At 65.4% G+C, this 23,850-nt stretch carries 26 protein-coding genes; 18 read left to right on the forward strand and 8 right to left on the reverse strand.

Annotated features, from left to right (window positions below; all coding sequences use genetic code 11):
• The first annotated feature begins 126 nt into the window (after positions 1–126).
• From K1X74_03080 to K1X74_03095, 4 genes are all read left to right on the forward strand, one after another.
• Positions 127–1,632: a mercuric reductase gene (locus tag K1X74_03080; protein ID MBX7165309.1), complete on the forward strand. Its 1,506-nt coding sequence runs from the start codon at positions 127–129 to the stop codon at positions 1,630–1,632.
• Between the two features lie 94 nt (positions 1,633–1,726).
• Positions 1,727–3,571, forward strand: coding sequence for a GTPase domain-containing protein (locus K1X74_03085; protein MBX7165310.1), 1,845 nt, complete (start codon positions 1,727–1,729; stop codon positions 3,569–3,571).
• Positions 3,572–3,584: 13 nt separating this feature from the next.
• The gene (locus K1X74_03090) at positions 3,585–4,769 is read left to right on the forward strand and encodes an FAD-dependent monooxygenase (GenBank protein MBX7165311.1); all 1,185 of its coding nucleotides are present in this window, start codon (positions 3,585–3,587) and stop codon (positions 4,767–4,769) included.
• Positions 4,770–4,850: 81 nt separating this feature from the next.
• Positions 4,851–6,266, forward strand: coding sequence for a hemolysin family protein (locus K1X74_03095; GenBank protein MBX7165312.1), 1,416 nt, complete (start codon positions 4,851–4,853; stop codon positions 6,264–6,266).
• A 178-nt stretch (positions 6,267–6,444) separates the two neighbouring features.
• On the opposite strand, the gene K1X74_03100 is transcribed toward K1X74_03095, so the two are convergent.
• The 3 genes from K1X74_03100 to K1X74_03110 all read right to left on the reverse strand — a co-directional run bounded on the left by K1X74_03100 (position 6,445) and on the right by K1X74_03110 (position 7,930).
• Positions 6,445–6,915 carry an Hsp20/alpha crystallin family protein gene (locus K1X74_03100; protein MBX7165313.1) on the reverse strand — a complete coding sequence of 157 codons (471 nt, stop codon included), beginning with the start codon at positions 6,913–6,915 and terminating at the stop codon, positions 6,445–6,447.
• A gap of 93 nt (positions 6,916–7,008) precedes the next feature.
• On the reverse strand, positions 7,009–7,302 hold the full coding sequence (locus K1X74_03105) for an Hsp20/alpha crystallin family protein (protein ID MBX7165314.1): 294 nt from the start codon (positions 7,300–7,302) through the stop codon (positions 7,009–7,011).
• Between the two features lie 166 nt (positions 7,303–7,468).
• Positions 7,469–7,930, reverse strand: coding sequence for an Hsp20/alpha crystallin family protein (locus K1X74_03110; protein MBX7165315.1), 462 nt, complete (start codon positions 7,928–7,930; stop codon positions 7,469–7,471).
• A gap of 536 nt (positions 7,931–8,466) precedes the next feature.
• Between K1X74_03110 and K1X74_03115 the strand changes: the two genes are divergently transcribed.
• From K1X74_03115 to K1X74_03135, 5 genes are all read left to right on the forward strand, one after another.
• The gene (locus tag K1X74_03115; GenBank protein MBX7165316.1) at positions 8,467–8,955 is read left to right on the forward strand and encodes a beta-hydroxyacyl-ACP dehydratase; all 489 of its coding nucleotides are present in this window, start codon (positions 8,467–8,469) and stop codon (positions 8,953–8,955) included.
• Between the two features lie 37 nt (positions 8,956–8,992).
• Positions 8,993–9,754 carry a 3-oxoacyl-ACP reductase FabG gene (fabG, locus tag K1X74_03120; GenBank protein MBX7165317.1) on the forward strand — a complete coding sequence of 254 codons (762 nt, stop codon included), beginning with the start codon at positions 8,993–8,995 and terminating at the stop codon, positions 9,752–9,754.
• 182 nt (positions 9,755–9,936) lie between these two features.
• Positions 9,937–10,320 carry an acyl carrier protein gene (locus tag K1X74_03125; protein ID MBX7165318.1) on the forward strand — a complete coding sequence of 128 codons (384 nt, stop codon included), beginning with the start codon at positions 9,937–9,939 and terminating at the stop codon, positions 10,318–10,320.
• A 73-nt stretch (positions 10,321–10,393) separates the two neighbouring features.
• Positions 10,394–10,927 carry a beta-hydroxyacyl-ACP dehydratase gene (locus K1X74_03130; GenBank protein MBX7165319.1) on the forward strand — a complete coding sequence of 178 codons (534 nt, stop codon included), beginning with the start codon at positions 10,394–10,396 and terminating at the stop codon, positions 10,925–10,927.
• A gap of 46 nt (positions 10,928–10,973) precedes the next feature.
• Positions 10,974–12,266, forward strand: coding sequence for a beta-ketoacyl-[acyl-carrier-protein] synthase family protein (locus K1X74_03135; GenBank protein ID MBX7165320.1), 1,293 nt, complete (start codon positions 10,974–10,976; stop codon positions 12,264–12,266).
• Positions 12,267–12,350: 84 nt separating this feature from the next.
• On the opposite strand, the gene K1X74_03140 is transcribed toward K1X74_03135, so the two are convergent.
• Positions 12,351–12,554 carry a hypothetical protein gene (locus tag K1X74_03140; protein ID MBX7165321.1) on the reverse strand — a complete coding sequence of 68 codons (204 nt, stop codon included), beginning with the start codon at positions 12,552–12,554 and terminating at the stop codon, positions 12,351–12,353.
• Positions 12,555–12,796: 242 nt separating this feature from the next.
• On the opposite strand from K1X74_03140, the gene K1X74_03145 reads away from it, so the two are divergent.
• Complete coding sequence (locus tag K1X74_03145; GenBank protein MBX7165322.1) at positions 12,797–13,426, forward strand: hypothetical protein; 630 nt, start codon at positions 12,797–12,799, stop codon at positions 13,424–13,426.
• A 153-nt stretch (positions 13,427–13,579) separates the two neighbouring features.
• Here K1X74_03145 and K1X74_03150 read toward each other — a convergent pair whose 3' ends face one another.
• A complete protein-coding gene (locus K1X74_03150; protein MBX7165323.1) occupies positions 13,580–13,984 on the reverse strand; it encodes a hypothetical protein in 405 nt (134 codons plus the stop codon).
• A gap of 302 nt (positions 13,985–14,286) precedes the next feature.
• On the reverse strand, positions 14,287–15,378 hold the full coding sequence (locus K1X74_03155; protein MBX7165324.1) for a DUF1080 domain-containing protein: 1,092 nt from the start codon (positions 15,376–15,378) through the stop codon (positions 14,287–14,289).
• A gap of 601 nt (positions 15,379–15,979) precedes the next feature.
• Between K1X74_03155 and K1X74_03160 the strand changes: the two genes are divergently transcribed.
• The 4 genes from K1X74_03160 to K1X74_03175 are packed head-to-tail and all read left to right on the forward strand — an operon-like array spanning position 15,980 to position 18,791.
• Positions 15,980–16,810 (forward strand): MotA/TolQ/ExbB proton channel family protein, encoded by an 831-nt coding sequence (locus tag K1X74_03160; GenBank protein ID MBX7165325.1) that lies wholly within the window; start codon positions 15,980–15,982, stop codon positions 16,808–16,810.
• Positions 16,811–16,862: 52 nt separating this feature from the next.
• Entirely contained in the window at positions 16,863–17,315 is a 453-nt protein-coding gene (locus tag K1X74_03165; GenBank protein ID MBX7165326.1) for a biopolymer transporter ExbD, read from the forward strand.
• A gap of 4 nt (positions 17,316–17,319) precedes the next feature.
• A complete protein-coding gene (locus K1X74_03170) occupies positions 17,320–17,835 on the forward strand; it encodes a biopolymer transporter ExbD (protein MBX7165327.1) in 516 nt (171 codons plus the stop codon).
• Positions 17,832–18,791, forward strand: a complete 960-nt coding sequence (locus K1X74_03175; GenBank protein ID MBX7165328.1) for a hypothetical protein — start codon at positions 17,832–17,834, stop codon at positions 18,789–18,791. Before K1X74_03170 ends, K1X74_03175 begins: the two co-directional genes overlap by 4 nt.
• Before the next feature lie 52 nt (positions 18,792–18,843).
• Here the strand turns inward: K1X74_03175 and K1X74_03180 are convergent, their stop codons facing one another.
• Positions 18,844–19,266 (reverse strand): GNAT family acetyltransferase, encoded by a 423-nt coding sequence (locus tag K1X74_03180; protein ID MBX7165329.1) that lies wholly within the window; start codon positions 19,264–19,266, stop codon positions 18,844–18,846.
• A 373-nt stretch (positions 19,267–19,639) separates the two neighbouring features.
• On the opposite strand from K1X74_03180, the gene K1X74_03185 reads away from it, so the two are divergent.
• The 4 genes from K1X74_03185 (at position 19,640) to K1X74_03200 (ending at position 23,424) form a co-directional block, all read left to right on the forward strand.
• A complete protein-coding gene (locus K1X74_03185; protein ID MBX7165330.1) occupies positions 19,640–20,935 on the forward strand; it encodes a right-handed parallel beta-helix repeat-containing protein in 1,296 nt (431 codons plus the stop codon).
• Between the two features lie 46 nt (positions 20,936–20,981).
• Positions 20,982–22,151 (forward strand): hypothetical protein, encoded by a 1,170-nt coding sequence (locus K1X74_03190; protein ID MBX7165331.1) that lies wholly within the window; start codon positions 20,982–20,984, stop codon positions 22,149–22,151.
• A gap of 85 nt (positions 22,152–22,236) precedes the next feature.
• On the forward strand, positions 22,237–23,121 hold the full coding sequence (locus K1X74_03195) for a hypothetical protein (protein MBX7165332.1): 885 nt from the start codon (positions 22,237–22,239) through the stop codon (positions 23,119–23,121).
• Positions 23,122–23,172: 51 nt separating this feature from the next.
• Positions 23,173–23,424, forward strand: a complete 252-nt coding sequence (locus K1X74_03200) for a hypothetical protein (protein MBX7165333.1) — start codon at positions 23,173–23,175, stop codon at positions 23,422–23,424.
• A gap of 8 nt (positions 23,425–23,432) precedes the next feature.
• Here K1X74_03200 and K1X74_03205 read toward each other — a convergent pair whose 3' ends face one another.
• Entirely contained in the window at positions 23,433–23,810 is a 378-nt protein-coding gene (locus K1X74_03205; protein MBX7165334.1) for a J domain-containing protein, read from the reverse strand.
• Positions 23,811–23,850: the final 40 nt, after the last annotated feature.

Here is a 23,850-nt window from a genome sequence, read left to right on the forward strand (position 1 = left end):
TGACCGCCTGGCCCATCGGGCTGGTCGCCGCACATGGCCCAGGGGCCGCGGCGTGAGCTGTGACCGCGCGCGAGGCTGCCGCATCGAAGGCGGCATCGTCCCCGTTCGCAGGAGCCCCGCGACGCCATGTTCGAAGTTCTTCCGCGCGACGCGCACAACGCCACGCTGCTGGCCCATGCACATCCGTCCGACTGGCAGAATCCCCGCACCGCGGGGACTTATAACCTGGTCGCCGTCGGCGGTGGGACCGCGGGCATCATCTCGGCGCTCGGTGCGGCGGGGCTCGGCGGCCGCGCCGCCCTGGTCGAAAAACACCTGCTCGGCGGCGATTGTCTCAACTACGGCTGCGTGCCCAGCAAGGCCCTGATTCGCGCGGCGCGGGCCTTTTACGACGCCCAGCAGCTCGACGAATTCGGCACGCGCGCCGCCCCGCCGACGATCGACTTTGCAGCCGTCATGGAGCGCATGCGCCGCCTGCGGGCTGGCATCAGCCATCACGACTCGGCCCAACGGTTCGCCGGCCTGGGAGTCGACGTCCATCTCGGCGCGGCGCGGTTCACGGGTCCCGATCGTTTGGAGGTTGGCGGTCAGACGCTGCGTTTTACGCGCGCCGTCGTTGCCACCGGAGCGCGGGCCGCTGTGCCGGCGATTCCCGGGTTGGTGGCCACGGGCTATCTGACCAACGAAACCGTCTTCTCACTGGTTGAGCTGCCGCGGCGCCTGATTGTCGTGGGCGCAGGACCGATCGGCTGCGAGTTGGCCCAGGCGTTTCGCCGCTTCGGCAGCGAGGTGTCGCTTGTGCAACGTGCACCGACGATCCTGCATCGCGAAGATCCGGCGGCGGCGCAGGTGGTGCTCGACCAGTTGCGACGCGAGGGCATTCAGGTCTATCTCGGCGCCGAGACGCTCGAAGCTCGACGATCGGGCGACGATAGGCTGTTGAAGATTCGCGCGGGAGCGGAGACGCACGAACTCGTAGCCGATGCGATTCTCGTCGGCGCCGGCCGGCAGGCGAACGTCGAAGACCTCGGTCTCGAGGCCGCCGGCGTACAGTTCGACGCACGCGGCGTGCAGATCGATGATTTTCTGCGCACGACCAATCCGCGGATCTACGCCGCCGGCGACGTGGCAGGCAGCTACCAATTCACGCATGCCGCCGACGCGATGGCCCGCGCCTGTCTGCGCAACGCGCTGTTCTTCGGGCGCGCCCGGCTGAGCGCGCTGGTCGTACCGCGATGCACCTACACCGATCCCGAGGTGGCGCACGTCGGTCTGACTCCGCGCGAAGCGGCCGAGCGAAACCTGGCGATCGACAGTTACCGAGCCGACCTGGCGAGCGTCGATCGCGCGATTCTCGACGGCGACACACGCGGCTTTGCCGTCGTGCACACCCGGCGCGGCAGAGGCCAGGTGGTCGGGGCCACGATCGTCGCGCGGCATGCCGGCGAGATGATCGGCGAGGTCAGTTTGCTGATGACCAAGAGCCTCTCGCTGGCCGCGTTGAGCGAAACGATCCACTGCTATCCCACGCAGGTCGAAGTGCTCAAACGGATCGCCGACAGCTACCAGCGGACGCGCCTGACGCCGCGCGTCGCGGGGCTGTTTCGGCGTTGGCTGGCCTGGCAACGGTGAACGCTGCCCTGCTGCCCGGTGCTCGGCCGACGCGTTATGCTAAAGTTACCTGGGGCAGACCCTTGGAATTCGAGCACACCGGACGCAACGCGAAGTGGCTCTGCGCACCGAAGATTTCGACCTGCTGGCCGATGTCGAGGCCCTGTTGGGCGACGTGCGGCGCTGGAGCGAACATCTGCCCGATTGGCCCGCGTCGCGGGCCTGTGAGATTCTCACGCAGCGTCTAGCGCAACGGGCCGATCACCTGCGAGTGCGTTTGGAAGCCCCGCTGATCGTGGCGACGCTCGGCGGCACCGGCACCGGCAAGAGCACGCTGGTCAATGCCCTGGTTGGCGAGGAGGTGACCGTCGCCGGCCGGCAGCGACCCACGACGCGGCGCCCGATGTTCATCTGCCAGCCGCGCGTGACTCCCGAGATGGTCGGCATCGATCCTCAGGCCGTCGAGGTCGTGCAGCGCGACGTTCCGGCCCTGCGCGACCTGGTGCTCGTCGACTGCCCCGACCCGGACACGAGCGAAACCGCGGGCGACGAACAGCTCGCGGCCACGAATCTCGGACGGCTGCGAGCGCTGTTGCCGCATTGCGACGTGCTGCTCGTGACCGCGACGCAGCAGAAGTATCGCAGTGCCCGGGTGCTCGACGAGCTGGCCACGGCCGCCGCCGGCGCAAAGTTGGTGTTCGTCCAGACTCATGCCGACACGGAAAGCGACATTCGCGAAGATTGGCGCGGCGTGCTGGGCGAGCATTACGAGGTGGGGGCCATGTTTCTGGTCGACTCGCCGCAGGCCCTGGCCGACGCCCGCGCGGGGCTCGCCCCCCGGGGCGAATTCGGTCGCCTGGTCGAATTGTTGCAAGGTTCCCTGGCGCGTTCGGCGGCGAAACGCATTCGGCGGTCGAACCTGCTCGAGCTGATCGACGAGACACTGGCGGCCTGCGCGCAGCGCTGGGATGCGGGCCTGCCCCCGGTCGTGCAACTCGAAGCGGCACTGGCCGAGCAGCGCGCGCAGCTCAACGCGCGATTGGTCGAACAGACCCGTGACGAGCTGCTGGCCAATCGCCGGCTCTGGGAAGATCGTCTCTTGACCGAGGTGGCCGGCCGCTGGGGTTTCAGCCCGTTCGCCGTCGTGCTGCGCGGCTATCAGGGGATTGGACAATTGATCGGCGGCGCGGCGCTGTGGCGCGTGCGAACTCCGGTGCAAATGGCGCTCTGGGGAGCCGCAACCGGCTGGCGCACCTGGCAGCGCGATCGCCGCCGGCGCTATGCCGAGGCCGGGACCGACCGGGCCGTGGCGCTTGCCTGGGACGACGCGCAGTTGCGCACGGCGGCCATCATTGTCGACGGCTACGCCACCGAGGCCGGCGGGCCGCGCGTCGCCACGGCGCCGGCCGCGCTGCAGGCCGAGGCCGCCATGGCTGGCAACGCCTTTGTGCAATCCACCGCCACGCAGCTGCAGACGCTCATCAGCCGGCTGGCCGAGGGGCACGCCCGTTGGACCGTGCGTGGGATCTACGAACTGCTGCTGGCCGCGATGGTCGTCCTGATCTTGTTTCGCGCGGGCAAAAACTTCTTCTACGACTCTTGGCTGGCCACCGAGCCCAGCCCGGTGCTGGGCAGCGATTTCTTCCTGCACGCCGGCTTCTGGCTGCTGGTTTGGTGCGGTGTGCTGCTGGCGATGTTCACGGGCCGGCTGCGGCGAGGTTTGCAGCGCGAGATTTTGGGTGTCTGCGAAAGCTGGCGGACCGGCAACTCGGGCGCGATGCTGTTTGCCCGGGTCGAAGACCATTGCCGGCAGTTGCACCGCTCGCGGCGCGAACTCGAACAGCTCCAGGCGCGCACGACCCTGCTGACCGCGCACCTGGCCGATCCCGATGCCCGCCTCGGCGGCAAGCGGACGACGGCCTCGCTCGCCGGGCCCGCGACGTCGGAAGTGAACAGTTGATGGAACGCCCACGTTGAGCGCCGCGTCGAGTGCACCACATCGCGAATCGCTGCCGGTCATCCTGGTCGGCGCGGGCATCGGCGGGCTGACGGCGGCGATTGCCCTGCATCGTGCCGGCATCGCCTGCCAGGTGGTCGAAAAGGTACCGCAGATTCGTCCCCTGGGTGCCGGGTTGGCGCTGCAGATCAATGCCCTGCGCGCCCTGGCGCGACTCGAGCTGGCTGAGCCCGTGCGTCTGGCCAGCGGTCTCTTGCAACAGGCAACGATTCGCACGGCGCGGGGTCGAGTGTTGCAGGCCCAGGATTTTGCCGCGATCGGGGCCCGCTATGGCCAGGCATCGGTGGCGATTCACCGCGCGCGGCTGCACCAAGTGCTGCTCGACGCCGCCCGAGACGTGCCGATTGAAACCGGAGTCAATTGCCTGCGGTTCGACGACTGCGACCATGGCGTCGTGCTGCAGCGCGCCGAAGGTCCGCCGCTGATGGGGGCCGCGCTCATCGGCGCCGACGGTTTGCGCTCGTTCGTGCGGCAACAGCTTTGGGGTGAAGAGCCGCTGCGCTACTCCGGCTACACCAGTTGGCGCGGGATTTGCGCCAACGCGGAGTTGGTGACGCCGGGCGAGGCCAATGAATCGTGGGGACCGGGGCGGCGGTTTGGGTACGTGCCGATTGGCGACAACCAGGTCTACTGGTTTGCCACGCAGACTTGTCCCCCGCACCAGCGCGACTCGGCCGACATCGTCGGCGATTTGCAGCGGCTCTTCGGCGATTGGCATCGGCCGATCCCCGGCATCTTGGCGCAATCGTCGCCGGATCAGATCTTGCGGACCGACATTTTCGATCGGCCGCCACGCACACCCTGGGGGCGTGGGCGCGTGACGCTGCTGGGCGACGCGGCTCATCCGATGACGCCGAACCTGGGCCAGGGTGCCTGCCAGGCGATCGAGGACGCCGTCGCCCTGGCCGACGCCGCCGTGCGGCACCGCGGCGATTGGCCCGCCGCACTCCGAGACTACGAGCAGCGGCGGGGGGCCCGCACGGCCAGAATCGTCAAGGCCTCGTGGCAGTTCGGCCGGCTGGCCCAGGGCGACACCCCTTCTGCTCGGTTTTTCCGCGATCGCGTGGTCCCGCTCCTGGCGCCGTTGATGACCGGCCGGCAGTTGCGGTGGCTATTCGATGGGGACGAACAACCGTCTTGAACGGCTGGGTTCTCTCCCCGGTGGAACTTCCGATAAAATCTCCGGCGGCTCGGTGCGCCGCACTCTAGCCCGTTCGGCGGGTTGGGGTGGCTTTGCACCCTGAAATGTGCTGAGCTAGGAAACCGTCGTTCGCTTGAGGAATCCCCGACCATTTCGTCCATTGTCTGGGAACTGCTGATCATCCTGTCGCTCATTCTGGCGAACGGGTTCTTTTCCGGTGCCGAGTTGGCCATCATCTCCGCCCGCCGCGGCCAGCTGCGGCAACGCGCCGACGAAGGGCATCGCGCCGCGCGCCTGGCGTTGTCCTTGGCCGAGAACCCCAACCGGTTTTTGCCCACCGTGCAGGTCGGCATCACGCTCGTCGGCACGTTGACGGGCGTCTTTGGCGGTGCCCGCGTGGCCGGTTACCTGGCCAGCTGGCTGCGGCAGTCGAATTCGCCGTGGATTGTCCATTACGCCGAGCCGCTGTCTTTCGGCGTGGTGGTGATTGCGCTGACGTACTTCACCGTGCTGCTGGGAGAGTTGGTACCAAAGCGCCTCGCGCTGCGTCAGGCCAATCTCTTGGCGCCCTTGGTGGCGGTGCCGATGGACCTGCTGGCGCGCGTCGGGCGGCCCGCCGTCTGGCTGCTGGGGTTTTCGACCGACGTGGTCCTGCGGCTCATCGGGATGCACCAGCATGCCGAGCCGGAGGTCAGCGTCGAGGATATCGAGCATTTGATTCAGACCGGCACTGCCGGCGGGGTGCTCGAGCAGGCCGAGCAAAGCGTGGCCATGGAGGCCCTGCGCCTGGGCGAACGCACGGTCCGCGACATCATGCGACCGCGGATCGAAATCGACGGGCTCGACGTGAACACGCCGTCGGAAGAAGTGCTGGGCTCCGTGGCGATGGCCGGCTATTCGCGGCTGCCGGTCTACGAGGGGAGCCTCGACCAGATCATCGGCTTCGTCCATATTAAGGACATCCTGCGCCACGCCTATCTCGAGGTGCCGATCAATCTGCGCCGCGCGGCGCACCCGGTGCTATTTGTGCCGGAGACGCTGCCGGCCGACCGGCTGTTGATGTTGTTCAAAGAGCATCGCACGCACCTGGCCATCGTGCTCGACGAGTTTGGCGGCTGCGAGGGAATGGTGACGCTCGAAGATGTGCTCGAGGAACTGATCGGCGAGATTCACGACGAGCACCATCCCGACCTGGACCAACAATTGGTCCGCCGCGACGACGGCTCCTGGCTTGTCGACGGGACGTACAACATCGAAGACCTGCTGGAGCGCTTGAGCCTCGACGCCGAACTCCCCTCGCCGCGCAGTTTCTCTACCCTGGCGGGCCTGGTGCTCGACTTGCTGGAACGGATCCCCAAAGTGGGCGATCGCTGTACCTGGCAAGGCGTCGAACTCGAAGTGGTCGACATGGATGGGCCCCGCATCGATCGCGTCTTGCTCACCCCGCCGGCCGGATCGGAAGGCGCATCATCCGCCGACCAGCCTGCGGCCAGCTGAAAGGGCTGCGAAGTACCTTCTCATCGCTGCAATAGGTGCCGCCGAATTTCTGCGGCGATCGTGCAGCGCGGGTCTGTGCCTTGAGATGCAGCGCCGCAAGAACGAAGCGAGGCGCGCCGGCTATGCGGGCGCGCCTCTGCCTTTCGGCTGGCTTCGTATCGATTGGACTGTTGCGCGATCAGCCTGCGTTGATTTGCACTTTCACGGCCTGAGGTGACTGCTTCTTTTTCAATCGCACGGTTAGCACGCCGTGCTGGTAATCGGCCGTCACGTCCTGGGAGTCGACTCCGCTGGGCAGGCCGATCGTGCGGCGAAAACGCCCCGCGCGGGTTTCGACGTGGTGAAAGTACTTGTCCGATTTCTCGGTGAGCTGTTCCTGCTTCTCGCCGGCAATAGTCAGTGACTCGCCGGTCGCGGTGATTTCGAGTTGCTGCGGATCGATGCCGGGCACCTCGACGCGAACGGTGACTTCGTCGTCGCTTTCCATCACGTCGAGCGGTGGAAAGGCCATGCCAAACGTGCCGAGTGCGTTTTCGAGCGGGTTGCGGACCAGCGAGGCGAACATACGGTCCATTTCTTTCCCCAGGTCGCCCAAGGGTGAAATGTCGCCGCCCGAGGTGAACTTATTGCGCCAAGGAATCAGTGTCATGATGGAAAACTCCCCCTCCTGAAACGATCGACCGCGGGCCGCGCGTCGCCATGTGGCCACGGCGGCCCCAGTGCCGGTTGCCTAAGGTACGGACTAGGCCGACTGCACGGCGATCTTGCGCGGCTTGGCAGCTTCGACCTTCGGCAAGGTGAGCGTCAACACGCCCGCCGCATAGGTGGCCGCGATGCGACTGCCGTCGATCTCTTCGCTGACACGAAAGCTGCGGTAGAAATCGCCCACGCCAAATTCCTCGGCCAGGAAGTTCACGCCTTCCTGCCGGGGTTGGACCTTACCGTGGATCGTCAGCTCGCCGTTTTCGAAGTGGATGTCGATATCTTCCGTGCGCACGCCGGGCATGTCGGCCACGACTTGCAACTGGTGCGGCATCTCGACGATATCGACAAACGGCCGGTAGCAACGCCCGCTGCGCGTGCGTTCGCTCGACTCGACCTGCTCGCCATGCTGCTGTGGGGCAACCACATGAGGCGTCATGATTCGTTCTCCTATGTTTGGTTGTTCGCGCCGAGGGCGATAGTCTGCATCGCCCCGCGCGTCAGTTGCTCGATACCTGAATCTTGCGCGGCCGGGCCGCCTCGGCCTTGGGTAGCACGATCGATAGCACGCCGTCCTTGAGCGTCGCCTCGACGCGGTTCGCATCGACGTCGATCGGTAACCGCACCACGCGACTGAAGGTTCCGGCGCCGCGTTCGCGCCGATGCACCTTGGAGCCCTCCGGCTCGCGAATGGTCCGCGCACCGCGAAGCGACAGCTCGTTACCGACGACCGAGACCTCGAGGTCACCCGGCTCGACACCCGGCAACTCGGCTTCGGCCCGCAGCTCGTGTTCGGTTTCCCAGAGATTGAGGGCCGGGAACGCGCGCGTCCCCGTCAGCGCCGCGGCTCCTGCCTGGGGCCAGTTCGCGACGTTGCCCATCACATCGCCCATCAACCGGTCCATTTCATCGCGCCACTGCGACAGGGCCGGCATCCGATAATTCACTCGACGCAGCACCATGACGACTCCTCCCTCAGCTCATTCGTGCCCCGCAGCGAGCGCTTGGCGGTCGAACGACCGCTGGAGAAACGCCCTGCTCTGGGGGCCGTGTGCCAAGGCCAAATCGCAAAGGCTGTGCCAAAGCGACGAGCGAAGGATGCGATCCGTAACTGCTTATAAGATAATTGCTTGCGTCTCTTGGTGCAGACGAGGTCGGCGAGTCGTTCTTGCCATTTTGGCAGGCGTGTTTCATGCACTTGGGACAGGTGTCAATTTGGCAGTCCGGGAACCCTCTGCGGGCTGCGCTTCGGTCGTCGCCGTAGCGCGGTATCGCCGTCTTGCGCTTCGCAAGAGAGACGCCCACGGCGATTGGCTTCGAGCCGACAGGGCCGTCGGGCGGTCACTAACCTTCCACGAGATAAACGTTTACAGTGCGCGACCCTGCGGTTGGCGACGTGTTGTTGGGCATCGGGGGTGCCAGTATACTTCGGCGTCCTGAGCCGTCTGCGAACGAGTCGTCCAGCCGAAGCGCTCACTCTCGCCACGAATTTTGAACCATGCGCTTTACGCTGATTGACCGGGTCATCGAGTTACAGCCAGGCAGCCGCATCAAAGCGGTCAAGAACCTGTCGATGGCCGAGGAGTACCTCGCGGACCACTTTCCCGGTTTTCCGGTCATGCCTGGGGTGATGATGCTCGAGGCACTCACCCAGGCCAGTGCGTGGCTGATTCGCGCAAGCGAAGACTTTGCCCACAGCGTCGTCGAGCTGAAAGAGGCGCGGAACGTCAAGTACGGCAATTTCGTCGAGCCGGGGCAAGTGCTCACCGTTTCGGCGGAGATCACTGACATGGCTCCCGGCGAGACGCGTTTAAAAGCCGAGGGGAGCGTGGGCGAGATCAAGACGGTCTCGGCGCGGCTGGTACTGCGGCGCTACAACCTCGCCGACAGCGACCCCGAAAAAGCCGTGGCCGACGTGGTGGTGAAACAAAAGCTGCGCGAGTTGTTCGCGTTGCTCTGGAAAGACGCCGCGGCCGCAGCCTCTTGAGGCGCGTCGCGTCGTGAACCGGCATTGGCGTTGAAGCATGTCCGTGGTACCCGACCTCCAAGGCAAGACGGCGATTGTGACCGGCGGCAGCCGGGGAATCGGCCGCGCCTGCGCCGTGGCTTTGGCCCGGGCCGGATGCCAGGTAGCGATCGTCTATCACAGCAATTCTGCCGCGGCCGAATCGTTCGTCGCCGAACTGCGAGAGGGCGGCCATGCGGTTGAGGCCCATCAGGCCGACGTCCGCGACGCGCAGCGCGCTCAAACCTTGGTCGACCAATTGGCCGAGCAGTGGAATCGGCTCGACATCCTCGTCAATTCGGCCGGCGTCATTCGCGACGGCCTGTTTGCCGCGATGACCGACGAGCAATGGCACGACGTGATCGCGACCAATCTGCACGGAACCTACAACTATTGCCACGCGGCGGTCCGGCCCATGCTGGCCAACCGCTCGGGCAGCATCGTCAACCTGTCCAGCGTGGCCAGCGAATTCGGCAACCGCGGCCAGGTGAACTATGCGGCCAGCAAGGGCGCGATCGACGGGATGACGCGCTGCCTGGCCAAGGAAGTCGCCGCCCGCAAGGTGCGTGTGAATGCCGTCGCGCCGGGCATGATCGAGACCGAAATGAGCGAAGCGGTGCGCAACCTGGCGCCCGACCTGGTCAAGCAAGCGATTCCGCTGCGCCGGGTGGGCCGGCCGGAAGAAGTCGCCGCGCTGGTCGCGTTTCTGGCCAGTGACGCGGCCAGCTACATCACCGGCCAGGTCATCCGCATCGACGGGGGGCTCAGCCTGGGTCACTAGCCGCGGCCGCGCGACGGGCGGCTTGCGCCCTGTCGTCCTCCGCGAATCCCCGAACTGTAACAACGCGAGGCGGATTCACGCCCAACAAGACATCCACGCCGACGAGATTCCCAGCGGTGCAGCGACCGCGGGCGGCGGCGTGAACGATTCATTCCCCCCAACTTTGAGGAGACTTACGAGCCATGCCCACCACCGAAGAAATTTATGACAAGGTCAAGACGGCCCTGGTCGACGCCCTGGGGGTCGACGAAGACGAAGTCACGCCCGACGCGACATTGACGGGCGACTTGGGCGCCGAGAGCATCGATTTTCTCGACATCGTGTTCCGGCTCGAAAAGGCCTTCGGCATCAAGATTCCGCGCGGCGAACTGTTTCCCGAGAACATCCTGACCGACGCGCAATATGTCAAAGACGGCAAGTTTACCGAGGCGGGTCTCGACGAGCTGCGCAAGCGGATGCCGTTTGCCAACCTGACCGAGTTTGCCAAGGACCCGCGCCGCGACGCGTTTCAGAACCTGTTCACGGTCGAGACGATCTGCAAGTACCTGGCGACGAAAGTCGGTTAACGCGGCTGGCCAGCGCCCCGGCCCCCTGGGGCGATGATTGTGAAGACCGGCCCGCCGGCAAGTTGAGCGAACCATGCGTTGGATCTGGATCGACAAGTTCATCGAGTTCGAGAGCGGCCGTCGCGCCAAGGCGATCAAGAATCTGTCCTTGGCCGAGGAGCACTTGCACGACCACTTTCCCGGATTTCCGGTGATGCCCAACACCTTGATCATCGAGGGGTTGGCTCAAACCGGCGGCATTCTCGTCGGCGAGCACAGCCAGTTCGAGGAGAAAGTGATCCTGGCCAAGGTGCCTAAGGCCGTGTTCCACTTTGCCGCGGTGCCGGGCGACACGCTGATCTACGAGGCCACGATCGAGGACATCAAAGAGGACGGGGCGATCGTGTCGTGCACGAGCCACGTGGGCGAGCGGTTGCAGGGCGAGGTCGAAATCGTCTTCGCCCACCTCGACGACAGCCAGCGATTGCGAAACCTGTTCGAGCCGAAGAACTTTGTCTTTACCATGAAGCTGCTGGGTGTGTTCGACGTCGGGGGAGCGGCCGGTGCCGAGCCGCCGGCCTGGAGCAAGCTCAAGACGCAGATCGATCCGGGCACGGGCTCGCTGTGAGCGGCCCGGATCGCGCAGAACCTTACGCGAGTCGTGCAGGGAGAAGTTGACCATGCGGCGTCGCGTCGTCATCACGGGAATGGGTTGCCTGACGCCCGTCGGCAACGACGTCGAGTCGATGTGGAAGGCCGTGCTCGCCGGGCAGTCGGGCGTCGGACCGACCACGCTGTTCGACGCGAGCAACTTTCCCACGCGGATTTCGGCCGAGGTCAAGAACTGGGACATCGGCCAGGCGGGCGAAGACCCGGCGCTGTGGCAAAGCCACGGCCGGCACACGCAGTTTGCCGTCGGGGCGGCCAGGCAAGCCGTGCGCGACGCCGGGCTCGAAGACGGCAAGTTCGACCCGTTGCGGTTCGGCATCTATCTCGGCAGCGGAGAAGGGCAGCAAAATTTCGATCATTTCTCGCAGATGATGGTCGCTGCGCTGCGTGACGACGGTTCGCTCGACGTGGCGGCCTTCACCCGTAAGGGCCTCGAAATTCTCGATCCGACGGCCGAACTCGAACAAGAACCGAACATGGCGGCCGCGCATCTGGCCGGGCTGTTCAATGCCCAGGGGCCCAATGCCAACTGTCTAACGGCCTGCTCGGCCAGCGCTCAGGCCCTGGGCGAGGCGGCCGAGATGATCCGCCGCGGCGACGTCGATCTGATGCTCTCCGGCGGCACGCACAGCATGATTCACCCCTTCGGCGTGACGGGCTTCAACCTGCTCACGGCCTTGAGCACCAGCAACGACCAGCCAACCAAGGCCTCGCGCCCGTTCGACCTGCACCGCGACGGCTTCGTGCTGGGCGAAGGCGCCGCGATGCTGATCCTGGAAGAGTACGAACACGCCCGCCGGCGCGGCGCCAAGATCCACGGCGAGCTGCGCGGCTACGGTTCGACGGCCGATGCCTACCGGATCACGGATATTCATCCCGAAGGACGCGGCGCGGCGGCCTGCATTCAGATGGCCCTGGCCGACGCCGGGCTGAATGTCACGGACCTGCATTACATCAACGCCCACGGGACCAGCACCACCGTCAACGACAAGACCGAGACGATGGCGATCAAGCGGGCCCTCGGCGAGCACGCCTACAAGGTGCCCGTCTCGAGCACCAAGAGCATGATGGGGCACCTGATCGCGGCCGGCGGTGCGACCGAGTTGATCATCTGCCTGCTGGCCATTCGCGATAACGTGCTACCGCCGACGATCAACTACGAAACGCCCGACCCGAACTGCGATCTCGACTACGTACCTAATCAGGCCCGGCCGGGGCGCTGTGATTACGCCGCCAGCAACAGCTTTGGTTTCGGCGGGCAGAACATCACGCTCATTGCCGGGCGTTTCGCGGCCTGAGGCGGTGGGCGCAAGCGAGCGTGCCGGTGCCGTCGCGGGCCGGTCGCCCGCGCTACGGCGGCCGATACGCATGCCGTGTTGCGCCTACTCGACGAGTTCGTCGGTTCCGACGATTTCCAAATCGACTACCATGCCGCAGAGCGGTGGTAGCGATGCAAGCGTGGAGCTGCTGCTCGCGGGGGCCTGCGGCCTGTCGCTGATCTTGGCGGCAGGGCTGCAGCCGGTGGCCGAGACGGCCGCGATCGATGTCCAGAGAACGATGCTCACTTCCCACAGCGCGCGTTTCATCGTCAAGACTCCTTGTCGGTGCGCGGCCGCAGGGTTGCTGGCGCCGCCGCATTAACTGCCGAAGCGCAGTGGCGGGCGAAATGTTGCTAGCGGGACGCCCAAATTCTCGCGGACGACTGTGGCGAGTTTCGGTGGTGGAGGGCCCAATCCGGCGTTTACGGCAAGGCCGCACCGCGAGTAAGGTGTCGCAGCCCCCTGAAGGTTTACCGTTCCGGCAAAGGTTTCCCAATTCGTCGATCCTCATGCGGCGCTATCTGGTTCGCGGCATCCTGGTGTTGATGGTGGTCTTTGCCGCCGGCGGCGGGCTCTGGGCCGTGGGCCAGCGCGACGTACTCGATGCCCAGTTGCGCTGCTATCACCTGGCCCGGGCCGAGAGCTTTGCCGAGGCCCAGCAGCAAATCGCTTGGTTCGAGGCCCCGCCCCTGCCCGAGCGGAAGCTGCGCGTACTGGTGACGCGGTGGGGGACGGGCAACGAGCAGTTCGACCGTTACCTGGCCGATCATGTGGCCGATGCCGCCAGCACCGAGGCCCTGCGCCAGGCGTTTTCGCTGGAATTTGCCTGGCGACCCGAACAGTTGGAGCGCTGGGCCCACTATTGGCGCTACCGCGCGTCGCTCGAACCGGACGAGGCCGTCGAATCGGTTCTGAGCTACCTCGAAACCATGGCCGCGGCCGACCCACCGCGCTGGATCACCTGGCGCGACGTGCTCGACGTGCAGGCCGTATGGCAATTGGCCGGCCATCCCGAATTGGCCACGCGGCTCACGCCGGAAAACTATCGGCAGAGGTGTGCCCGTTGGATCGAATTGGGCCGTCCGCGTCCGGAGCGATTGACGCGGCCCGATCGGCCGCTGCCCGGCGAATCGGGCTGAAGGGCCAGGCCGTTGCGTCGGCCCAGCGCCGCGAGGAAAAAATGAACGGCCGGTGCAAACCCCATGGGGCATGCACCGGCCGTTTCCACACTCCCCCCAATGGTCGCTCGTTCGGGACTTCCCCCAGCGACCCAGTCAGATTTGTCTCACGGCTTAGGGGCCGATGCTGCGCGGGCGCTGAGCGAGGAAATCGCGCGGGCCGCGGTTGGTGTAATAGGGATAGGTGACGCCGGCCGAGGGCGGGCCCTGGGCGTAGCCATACTCGGGGCCGTTGGCCATCATCCGCGGGCCATGCTGAGCATAGCCGCAGGTAGCACAGCCGCCGCCGCCACCGCCGCCTCCGTAGTAGCCGCCGCCGCCGCCGCAACCACCGTCGCAGCCGCAGCCGTCGTCACACGAGTAGCCTTCGTCGTAGCAGCCGCCGCATCCACCACCGCAGCCACCGCAGCCGCCGCATCCCCAGCAGCCGCCACCGCAGAAGATGGCGTCGAGGAGGCAGCATCCGGTGCTGCTCGAGACCACGGCCATGAGAAAGGCCGCTAGAATCGCGCGCTTCATGCCTGTTGTTCCTTGTCGCTTGGGGTCAGCCTACCGCCGCAGTTTCTCGCACCCCCCTGATCCTCGACGAGCGAGGATGTCACGCGATTGCCTGGGTGGAGAGCCGCCCGTCGCGTTGGCCAAAGGCACACGCGAATTTCCTGTCTCGGGCGATTGCCGTCGCGGTCTACTGGGTTCTATCGGCCGCGCTTCTGGCAGAATCCAAAAAATCGTTACGGCCGGAACGACCAGGAAATGCGGCACAGCAGGCCAACGCCGCTGCGGCCGCCCGCCGGACGCCAGCAAGTTGCCGCTGGCGGCCGCTACGATCCGCTGGCGACCCGGCCGACGGGGTATTTCTCGCCGGCCAGCAACATGGTGAAGCCCGCGACCCGGCCGGAGTCCTTGATTTCGAAGATCAACTTCGCGGCGGTCCAGCGGAGCGCAAACTCGGTCGGCGAGAGCGGCACGAGGTCGATCACCTGGCCGGTCTTCATGTGTAGTTGCAGCAGGCCGTCGACCAGCTCGATGCGGCCGAACTCGCCCAAGAGCGTCTTGTAGTCACCGACGAACTTGCCGAGCTCGTCGCGCGAAAGCTCGACGACGTGGCGATCTTGCAGCGGCGGCGGCGCCGGGCCGGTCTCGTCCAACTCGCGCAGCCAGATATTGCGATACAGCACCGGGTTGCCATGGTCTTGCAGCCCCAGCGGCAGCCGATCGTCGTGCTTCGTATAGGGGCCATTCTGCAGCCATGACGTCGGTCCCCAGATTTCGACGTTGTCCTGAACCAGGATGCCGTTGTGCACGACGGTGATCCGCGCGGGCCGTCGGACAGTGCCGTCTTCGTCGAACCGCGGCCGGCGGAAGACGATGTCGTAGCTTTGCCATTCGCCCGGCGGACGGCAGGCGTTGACCAGCGGCGGGTATTGACCGTAGATCGCGCCGGCCTGACCATCGGCGTAGGTGATATTCTCGTAGGAATCGAGCACCTGCACTTCGTACAGTCCCATGAGAAAGACGCCGCTGTTGCCGCGGCCTTGGCTTTGCCCTTTGACGACGGCCGGCGCGGCCCATTCGACGTGCAACTGCACGTCGCCGAACTTGTCGGCCGTGTAGACGTAGCCGCTCATGGGCACCGACTCCATCGCGCCGTCACGTACCTTCCACTTGGCCGGGTTGCCTTCGGCGTCGCGCCATTTCGACAGGTCGCTGCCGTCGAAGAGCACCACGGCATCCTCGGGCGCGGCCAAGGGCAGGTTCGATGTGCCGGGGCGCACGACGGGCGGCCGCGGCCGCTCCATGTCATGCGCCAACCAGCGGACCGGCGCCGGATCGGCCGCCACGGCGGCGAACCCGGTTGCGGCCAGGAACGACCAGACACCGACGACTGCCGGCTGCAAAATTCCGCGCGACATGGACACGCTCCGCCTTCAAGGGACTCTCGACCGTGGACGCAGGCGACAGGGCTGCGGCCCGCGGCGGCTCAATCGTAAGTTGGCGGTCGGCGCGTCTCAAATCGCCGGACGGCAATTTGCCCTGCGCGGGTTGTAGCGTTCGTGTCGCTCGCGCCTGGCGCGGGCCGCGTTCGACGGGCGGGAATAGTCGAGGCCGCCGCGGCGGAATAGCCGCTCGTCAGCGCGGAATTCGCGCCGCGGGAAATCGGTTTGACCATCGATTTGACGGGCAATAGACTCGATAATGCTAGTTGGCCTGATGCCCTTTTTTGGGGGGCGTTCTTCTCGGCCGGCTTGCCCGCCGCACTCGACCCGGAACCGGTGCGATGGGCCAGACGAAGAGTGCAGCGTCGGGCGGATGTCCGCCTGCGGCCAGGCGAGCCGAGCGAACACGGCTTTCGCGGACCGCCGGGGGCATCGCGATGACGCTGCCGAAAGGTTCCCCCGAGCAACGGCTCACCGTACAACACCGAATTGCCGCTTCGATCGCCTGCGGTAGGCAAGGCCGCAGCTCCGACAACCGCCGCGAACCAACTCCTGTCGCGCCAGAAAGGCTCTTTCGATGAACGCGTCCGATCGTCCGCGGGCCACGCTGGGCCGCCGCGTCCTGATGCTCCTGTCGGTGGCCGTAGCCATCGTGCTGTTTTCCGCCGCCACGAGCTGGGCTCAAGAAGCCGCCGCCGGCGGCGAGGCGAACGCCGCCCAAACCGAGAGCCTGTTGATGTGGATCGCTCGCTGCTCGGGGGTGATTGGCCTGTTCATCCTGGTCCTGTCGATCTACTTCCTGGCCACGGTGATCCAGTTGTTCATCGAGATTCGCGAGAGCGAAGTGTCGCCCAAGGAATTGGTAGAAAACTGCGAGCAGTTGATCGGCCAGAAGAACTTCAAGCAGGCCTTGCAGACGGCGCGCGAAGACGACTCGCCCTTGGGTCAGCTGATCTCGGCCGGGATGAGCGAGTTGCAGCATGGGCTGGGCGAGGCCCGCGAAGCGATGGACCGCACCAGCGAGTCGATCACGACGCAGATGGAAAAGCGCATCAGCATTCTAGCGGTGTTGGGGACACTGGGCCCGATGATCGGCCTGCTGGGAACGCTCAAGGGCATGATCGCCAGCTTCAGCGTCATTGCCCGGAGCGACCAGCAGATGAAGCCGGCCGAGGTCGCCGGCGGTATCTCTGAGGCGCTGCTGCTGACCTTCGAGGGCGTGGCGCTGAGCGTGCCGTCGATCTACTTCTTCGCGTTCTTCAAGAACCGGATCGCGGCGCTGACCGTCAACACGGCGCTGATCGCCGACGACCTGGTGCGCAAGGTCTATCATGCCTCCCGTGGGTCGCGCTCAACCGCGGCCGCAGCACCGGCTGCAGCGCCGGCCGCGGCACCCGCCGGGTCTTGAGCCGCCCGTGCCAGCGTGTGGCCACGCGCCGCGCTAATCAGGAGCTTCCACCATGTCGCAAAGTGCCGAGGGTGAACCAAATCTGGTTCCGATTCTCGACATGGTGTTCCAGTTGGTGACGTTCTTCATCCTGGTGATGAACTTCAAGGCGGCAGTCGTCGACCTCAAACTGCAATTGCCGGTGTTGGGGGCGGCCTCGCCGATCGAAACGCCGGCGACCGACGTGCTGGTACTGAACGTCGATCCCGAGGGGAAAGTGACCTCCTACGGCCAGCCGCAAGATCTCGAAAAATTCGTCAACGTCGAAGCCCAAGTCGCGTTGTCGAAAGCGCAGGTGCGCAATCCCGACCTCAAGTTCGGCGACGAGCTGCCCACGATCGTCGTGATCCGCGCCGACCAGGCGACGCCGTTCCGCGTGCTCAACCGCGTGGTCACCGTGTGCCGCGAGGTCGGTTTGCGCAACGTGCAGTTCCGCTACACGACCAATCCGGGACAAGGGAGCTAAGCCGATGGCTCGCAGCCACCGTTTTCGGCGACGTCACCGGACGCCCGACGATGTCCAGATGAACCTGGCCGCCATGCTCGACATGGCGTTCCAACTGCTGGCTTTCTTGATTCTCACGTTCCGTCCGTCAGCCACGGAAAGTGCGATCGGATTGCGGCTACCGGCCGAATTGCCCGTGACCAAGGGGGCGGCCGCTTCGATGGAGATCGTCCCGGAAGTCGTGATCGAAGAGCCGGAAACCGAAACCCTGAGCATTCAGGTGCATTCGACCGTCGATGGCAAGCTCGAGTCGGTCACTTTCGGTCAGGGGGTAACCGTTTCGAACCTCGATCAATTGCGCACTGAGTTGCAAGCGTTGTTCGGCGGGGCCAGCTCGTTCGGGCAGGTGTTTCTCAATATCGAGCCCAGCTTGCACTACCAATACGTCGTGCAACTGATCGACGTCTGCGCCGGGATCAAGCTGCCCAACGGCGAAAATCTCACGCAAATCGGCTTTGGTGAATTGGCAGGCGACCAATGACCACGCGGCGCGGCGGCGCGATGCTCGTGGGGGTCCTGTGGGCCCTGTCCGCGCGAGTCGTTCCGCTGGCGGCCCAAGACGAACCGCCTGCGGCGCCGGCCGCCGCAGAATCGTCGCCGTCGGGCCCGCTGGCCATAACCCCCGAACCCCCGCAGCAGAGCGAGCCGAGCGAGGCGGCCGAATCGGCCAATCCCGCGGTCCCGGGTTCGGCGGCCGAGATCGGAGCCTTCGAGCACGAGCTCGAGGTGGTCACCGACGGCTCGCTCTCGACGCGGGCCGTCGAGATGCCCGCCTACTGGGCGCTGCTCGGACTGGTGAAGGACATTCCGGCCGAGGAACTGGAGAAGAGCGCCCGGGAAGTCTCGTTTCACGACTTGATGACGACGCCGGCCAAGTTTCGCGGCGAACTGGTCACCGTCGAACTGACGGTGCGGCGGGTCGTGAGCTACGACCTGCCCGAAGGCAACCCGTTGGGTCTGTCGAAGGTCTACGAAGTTTGGGGCTGGCCCACGACCAACGAGGGTTGGCTCTATGTCGCCGTGCTCACGGAACTGCCCGAGCGCATGCCGTCGGAAAAGGACGTCGAGATCTATGTCCGGCTCACGGGCCGGTTCTTCAAGCTGCAGGGATACCAACCCGGCGGTGCCGAGCCGAATGCGCGACCGCTGCGGGCCCCGCTGATCCTCGGCAAGTTGCGGCTGGTGCAGCGGCCCGCGCCGCCGTCGAAAGCCGCGGAGTGGTATTTCGGCCTGCAATTGCTGCTGGTCGGATTGATGGCGATCGGTGCCGTGCGGCTGCTGATTCTGTTGCGAGTGCGTTTGGCCCGACAGTCGCGGACCGAGCGGTTTACCCTGGCCGATCGCGGCGCGGGCGAAGCCCACGAATCGCCCCAGCGCGACACCGAAACCGACGGCGGGGCCTTCGATTGGATCGACGAAGTGCCGAAGCAGCCGTAGCGGGCCCCTTGATCCATGCAGGACCGGCGCGGCAACGTGCAGGCACCGGCCCTTAGCCGATCAACTTACCCATGCTGATCCGGTCTTCCACGGCATAGCCGAGCTTCCGGTACATCTCGACGACGGCCGCATTCGACGCCATGACCTGGAGATTGATCTTCGGACACCCCTGGTTCTTCAGGGCCAACTCGGCGTGGTCCATGAGCGCCGTTCCAATTCCGTGCCGGCGCAGCGCCGGATCAACCGCCAGAGAGTAGATCCAGCCCCGATGGCCGTCGTAGCCGGCCATGACGGTGCCCACAATACGGTTGTCGACGAGTGCGACCCAAAACAACTCTCGTTGCGTCGCCAATTTGTTGCGAATGATGGTGAGCGGATCATTGTGGGCAGCCGAGTAATTGAACACTTGCGTCCAGAAGGCAACGACCATCGCTTGGTCGTCCTCTTCGAAGCGCCGGATCTGATAGGGTTCCATGGGTTACCTCCGCGAGGAGTACGCGTGTGTCGAACCGGCTGCACCCGACGGATTGCTGCAAGGTTCTGACGCTCGTCGTGAGGCTGGTCAAGCTTGCACGAGCTCTGGAGCGTCACCCCCCTTGCGTCGTAGAAGATGGCTGGTTTCCGCGGGGAACTCGCGGCGATCGTCCCAAGCCGCGCCGGATCGCCGGCAGGTTTGCAGCCCCGGCCCCGGCCTCGGTAGGATAAGGGGCTCTCTCCCGGCCTGCGACGATTTGTGCCGCGGTCCCCGGGAGTTCGGCCTGCGACAATCGCCCTTCAGCACGCGGTGCGACCGCGACGCGCGCCCGGCCGCAGAAGGGTTCCTCGAAATGCACGAAGGAGTACTCGACATGCGTCTGATTCGTGGCTCGGCTTGGACCCTGTTGGCAGCGGTGGCGTTGGTGGGCTGTGCCGACAATTCGGGCAGCATGGCCACCAATGGCAACGGTAACGGCAATGGCAACGGCCACAGCGAACCCAAGGGCAAGGTGACGGTCGTCTCGCCCGGTCCCGAGGCCTACGACCAGGCGCAGACCGCCCTGATCGAGGCGAAGCCGGGCGACGTGATCGAGTTTACTGAGGGGCGTTTCGACCTGAACAATGCCCTGTCCTGCACGGTCGATGGCGTCACGATCCGCGGAGCCGGCAAGGACAAGACGGTGCTCAACTTCGCCACGATGGGCGCCGGCACCGGCAGCGCCGGCATCTATGCGGCCAAGGTCAAGAACTTCGTGGTCCAGGACCTGGCCGTCGAAGACACCGCGAAAGACGCCATCAAGACCGAAAGCTGCGAGCACACGATCTACCGCAACGTGCGGGTCGAGTGGACGAAGGGCCCCAACCCTGAGAACGGCGCCTATGGGCTGTACCCCGTGCTGAGCAAGGACGTGCTGATCGAGGGTTGTTTCGTTCGCGGCGCCTCGGACGCTGGCGTGTACGTCGGCCAATCGGAGAACGTGATCATCCGCCGCAACGAGGCCCGGGAAAACGTGGCCGGCATCGAGATCGAAAACACCGTCGGTGCCGACGTCTACGAGAACGTTTCGACCGGCAACACCGGCGGGCTGTTGATCTTCTCGCTGCCCGAACTGCCCAAGAAGAATGGCAGCAACTGCCGCGCGTTCAAGAACAAGATTGTCGACAACAACCATCCGAACTTCGGCAAGGAAGGCAACATTGTCGCGACGATTCCGGCGGGCTCGGGCGTGATCATCATGGCCAACAAGAACGTGCACCTGTACGACAACGAGATCGGCGGCAACAAGACGATCAATTGCTCGGTGATCAGCTACCTATTCACCGATCGCTCGTACAAAGACGAGCAGTACAACCCCTACGTCGAGGGTGTGTACATCCACGGCAATGTGTTCGCCGGCGGCGGCGACAATCCGGAAGGCCCGGTGGCCACGGTGTTCAAAGAGCTGATGGACACCCTGAAGCTGCAGACGGTGCCGGACGTGGTCTACGACGGCATGGTCAACGAAAAGACGGCCAAAGACGGCGTCGCCCCGCCCGAACTCGGCGTGTACGTGGTCGACAACAAGGACGCGGACATGGTGAACCTGTCCAAGATGAGCCTGGAGGCCAAGGAGTTCGCAGGCCAGTTGCCGGAACTTTCCCCGATTGCGATCACCGGGGTCGAATAGTTTCGCGTGAAAGCCCCCGGGCAGGGCACCGCAGAGGTGAAGATCGATGCGTAGTGGGAATCGTCCGGCGCTGCCGCGCCGCATCGCGCGCGCGGCAGTCGCTGGGATGGTGCGTAGGCTGGGTTGGGCGCTGGTCGCAGGCGGCCTCGTTGTGCCGGGGCTGCTTGGCTGCGCGCGGCCCGAAAAGCCCTTGGCCGAGGCCCCGCCCAGCGCGCCGGCCGAGCCCCCCAAGCAGCTTTCGGCATTCAGTTTGTTCGTGGGCGATCCGGTCGAGCAGGTGCCCGCCGAGGGCGTGATTCCCTACGAGCTCAACTCGCCGCTGTTTACCGACTACGCGCTGAAGTTTCGCTTCGTCAAGCTGCCCCCGGGCACGAAGGCGAAGTACGACGAGAAGGACGTCTTCAACTTTCCCGTCGGCACGGTCATCGCCAAGACGTTTGCCTATCCGGCCGATATGCGCGAGCCGAAGAAGAACGTCCGCCTGATCGAGACGCGCGTGCTGTGGCATCGTGAAGACGGCTGGGTCGGGCTGCCGTACCTGTGGAACGCCGACCAGAAAGACGCCACGCTCAAAGTCGCGGGCCGGCTGCTCGATATGTCGTGGGTCCACTACGACGGTCAGGAGATCAAGACCGGCTACCTGGTGCCGAACGCGAATCAGTGCAAGGGCTGCCACACCGAAAGCGGCCCGGCGCTGGCTCCCATCGGCCCCAAAGCGCGGCACCTGAACCGCGACCAGGCGTATCCCGACGGCACGACCGAGAACCAGTTGGTGCACTGGGCGAAGGCTGGTGTGCTCGAAGGCGCCCCGGCCGATTGCGAGCAGGCACCGCGGCTGCCCAAGTGGGACGTCGCCGAGACCGGCTCGATCGAACAACGGGCGCGCGCTTATCTCGACATCAACTGCGCCCATTGCCACAACCGCCAAGGCCCGGCCAAGGCCTCGGGCCTGTACCTGAGCATCTTCGAAACCGAGCCGTCGGTGCTCGGCGTCATGAAGACGCCGGTCGCCGCCGGGCGCGGCAGCGGTGACATGAAGTTCGACGTGGTACCGGGGCATCCCGACGCTTCGATCATGCTCTACCGGATGCAATCGACGCATGCCGGCATTATGATGCCCGAGTTGGGTAAGCGGCTCGTGCACCAAGAGGGCGTTGCGTTGATCCGTGAATGGGTCGAACAGATGGCGCCCAAGAGCGCCGCCGTCGCCCGCTGAGACCGCCAACGCGGGGCGCGCTTCCGGATACGGACCGCCCGACGCTGTTCGCCAAGGCCGCCAAACGCCGCTGGTGCAGGGCCCGATGGTCGCGACGATCGAATACATCGAGCAGACGATCGCCAACTACGAGGCGGCGACGCAGGCCAATCAAGACACGCCCTGCCGCGAGGGCAATGTCATCGTCATCACGCCCGAGGCGGCCGACGACGTGCTGATCACGGCCGACCTGCATGGGCACCGCCGCAACTTCAACGCGATCAAGAAGATTGCAGCGCTCGATCAGCACCCGCGTCGGCATCTGGTGTTGCAAGAGGTTTGTCACGGCGGGCCCACGTACCCGTCGAACGGCGGCTGCATGTCGCACGGCATGCTCGAAGACGTGGCCCGGCTGAAGGTGCAATATCCCGACCGGGTGCATTTCATTCTGTCGAACCACGAGCTGGCCGAGGCGACCGACTATCCCATTCTCAAGTCGAACAAGATGCTCAATCTGATGTTCCGACTGGGGATGCAGGAGGTGTACGGGCCGGCAATCGAAAAGGTGCGCAAGGCCCTGGCGGCCTTCATTCGGAGTTGCCCGCTGGCGGTGCGGTTGCCGGGCGACGTGTTTATCTGTCATAGCCTGCCCGAGCGATGCGACACCCGGGGCTTCGACACGGGCGTGTTTTCGCGGCCGCTGGCGGGGGTCGATTTCCAGGAGCACCAGGCCGTGTTCCAGATGGTTTGGGGGCGCGATTACCGCGTGGCGAATGCCGAGGCGTTTGCCAAGCTGGTCAAGGCGAAAATCCTGATTCATGGCCACGAACCCTGTCCCGAGGGATTTCAGGTTCCCAACGGCGTGCAGATCATCCTCGACAGTTGCACCGATCGCGGGCGCTACTTGCTGTTGCGAACCGATGAGTCGCTGACGCACGAGCAACTCGTGGCGCGGATCGCTCCGCTGCATCCGCCGGCGTCCGGGAGCTAGACACCGGTGCGGCTGCACCGGGGCGCAGCCTGATCGCGGAAGGATATTTCTGTGGCGAGCGACCCGACCGATCCTCCGCCGCGGTGGCGCTTGCAGTTTGGCCTGGGCACGCTGCTGTTGGTGATGCTGCTGGTGGGGGTCGCCGCGGCGGCCTTGGGCGGCCTGTTGCGCGCCACGGCCAGCCGCGCCGCGGAACCACTGCTGACGTTCGTGCTGCTGACCATTGCGGCGCCGCTGGCGCTGTTGATGGTGATCAGCCTGTTGCACACGTTGACGGCCGTCTGGCGCCGCCGCAAACGCTGACGGTGCCGCTACTCTGCTTCGGCTCGTTCGCGGAGGATGCTCTGGGCCTGTTCGAAGTGGGCCTGCAACAGCATGAATTTGCGCTGGTCACCGCCACGGTCGGGATGGAGCTGCTTGACGCGATTGCGATACGCCTTGAGCAGGTCGGCCTCGGTGCAGGGCTGCGACAGGCCGAACACCTTCAGGCATCGCGGAGTCTCCTGTTGCATCCAGGCGGGTAGTGCCGGGTTGAATTGCATGACCACCATCAAGGCCCGTTTGAGCGAGCGGAGATAGGCGCGGAAGTCGACGACCATGAAGACGTAGCCGCCGACGACCAGCGCGCCAATGAGCGACGCGAGGAAGACGACGGCCGTCAGCTCGGTCGAATTGGGCCAGTCCTTCAAGGTCATCCTCTGCGTAACGCCGATGCTCGCCGCCCTGCCC

The organism is Pirellulales bacterium (assembly GCA_019694435.1).
GTDB lineage: Bacteria > Planctomycetota > Planctomycetia > Pirellulales > JAEUIK01 > JAIBBZ01.

Coding starts and splice junctions, on each gene's coding strand:
- K1X74_03080 (MBX7165309.1), top strand. CDS start 127: ATGTTCGAAGTTCTTCCGCGCGACGCGCACAACGCCACGCTGCTGGCC.
- K1X74_03100 (MBX7165313.1), bottom strand. CDS start 6,915: ATGACACTGATTCCTTGGCGCAATAAGTTCACCTCGGGCGGCGACATT.
- K1X74_03105 (MBX7165314.1), bottom strand. CDS start 7,302: ATGCCGCACCAGTTGCAAGTCGTGGCCGACATGCCCGGCGTGCGCACG.
- K1X74_03110 (MBX7165315.1), bottom strand. CDS start 7,930: ATGGTGCTGCGTCGAGTGAATTATCGGATGCCGGCCCTGTCGCAGTGG.
- K1X74_03115 (MBX7165316.1), top strand. CDS start 8,467: ATGCGCTTTACGCTGATTGACCGGGTCATCGAGTTACAGCCAGGCAGC.
- fabG (MBX7165317.1), top strand. CDS start 8,993: ATGTCCGTGGTACCCGACCTCCAAGGCAAGACGGCGATTGTGACCGGC.
- K1X74_03125 (MBX7165318.1), top strand. CDS start 9,937: ATGCCCACCACCGAAGAAATTTATGACAAGGTCAAGACGGCCCTGGTC.
- K1X74_03130 (MBX7165319.1), top strand. CDS start 10,394: ATGCGTTGGATCTGGATCGACAAGTTCATCGAGTTCGAGAGCGGCCGT.
- K1X74_03140 (MBX7165321.1), bottom strand. CDS start 12,554: ATGAAACGCGCGCTGTGGGAAGTGAGCATCGTTCTCTGGACATCGATC.
- K1X74_03145 (MBX7165322.1), top strand. CDS start 12,797: ATGCGGCGCTATCTGGTTCGCGGCATCCTGGTGTTGATGGTGGTCTTT.
- K1X74_03150 (MBX7165323.1), bottom strand. CDS start 13,984: ATGAAGCGCGCGATTCTAGCGGCCTTTCTCATGGCCGTGGTCTCGAGC.
- K1X74_03155 (MBX7165324.1), bottom strand. CDS start 15,378: ATGTCGCGCGGAATTTTGCAGCCGGCAGTCGTCGGTGTCTGGTCGTTC.
- K1X74_03160 (MBX7165325.1), top strand. CDS start 15,980: ATGAACGCGTCCGATCGTCCGCGGGCCACGCTGGGCCGCCGCGTCCTG.
- K1X74_03165 (MBX7165326.1), top strand. CDS start 16,863: ATGTCGCAAAGTGCCGAGGGTGAACCAAATCTGGTTCCGATTCTCGAC.
- K1X74_03170 (MBX7165327.1), top strand. CDS start 17,320: ATGGCTCGCAGCCACCGTTTTCGGCGACGTCACCGGACGCCCGACGAT.
- K1X74_03175 (MBX7165328.1), top strand. CDS start 17,832: ATGACCACGCGGCGCGGCGGCGCGATGCTCGTGGGGGTCCTGTGGGCC.
- K1X74_03180 (MBX7165329.1), bottom strand. CDS start 19,266: ATGGAACCCTATCAGATCCGGCGCTTCGAAGAGGACGACCAAGCGATG.
- K1X74_03185 (MBX7165330.1), top strand. CDS start 19,640: ATGCGTCTGATTCGTGGCTCGGCTTGGACCCTGTTGGCAGCGGTGGCG.
- K1X74_03190 (MBX7165331.1), top strand. CDS start 20,982: ATGCGTAGTGGGAATCGTCCGGCGCTGCCGCGCCGCATCGCGCGCGCG.
- K1X74_03195 (MBX7165332.1), top strand. CDS start 22,237: ATGGTCGCGACGATCGAATACATCGAGCAGACGATCGCCAACTACGAG.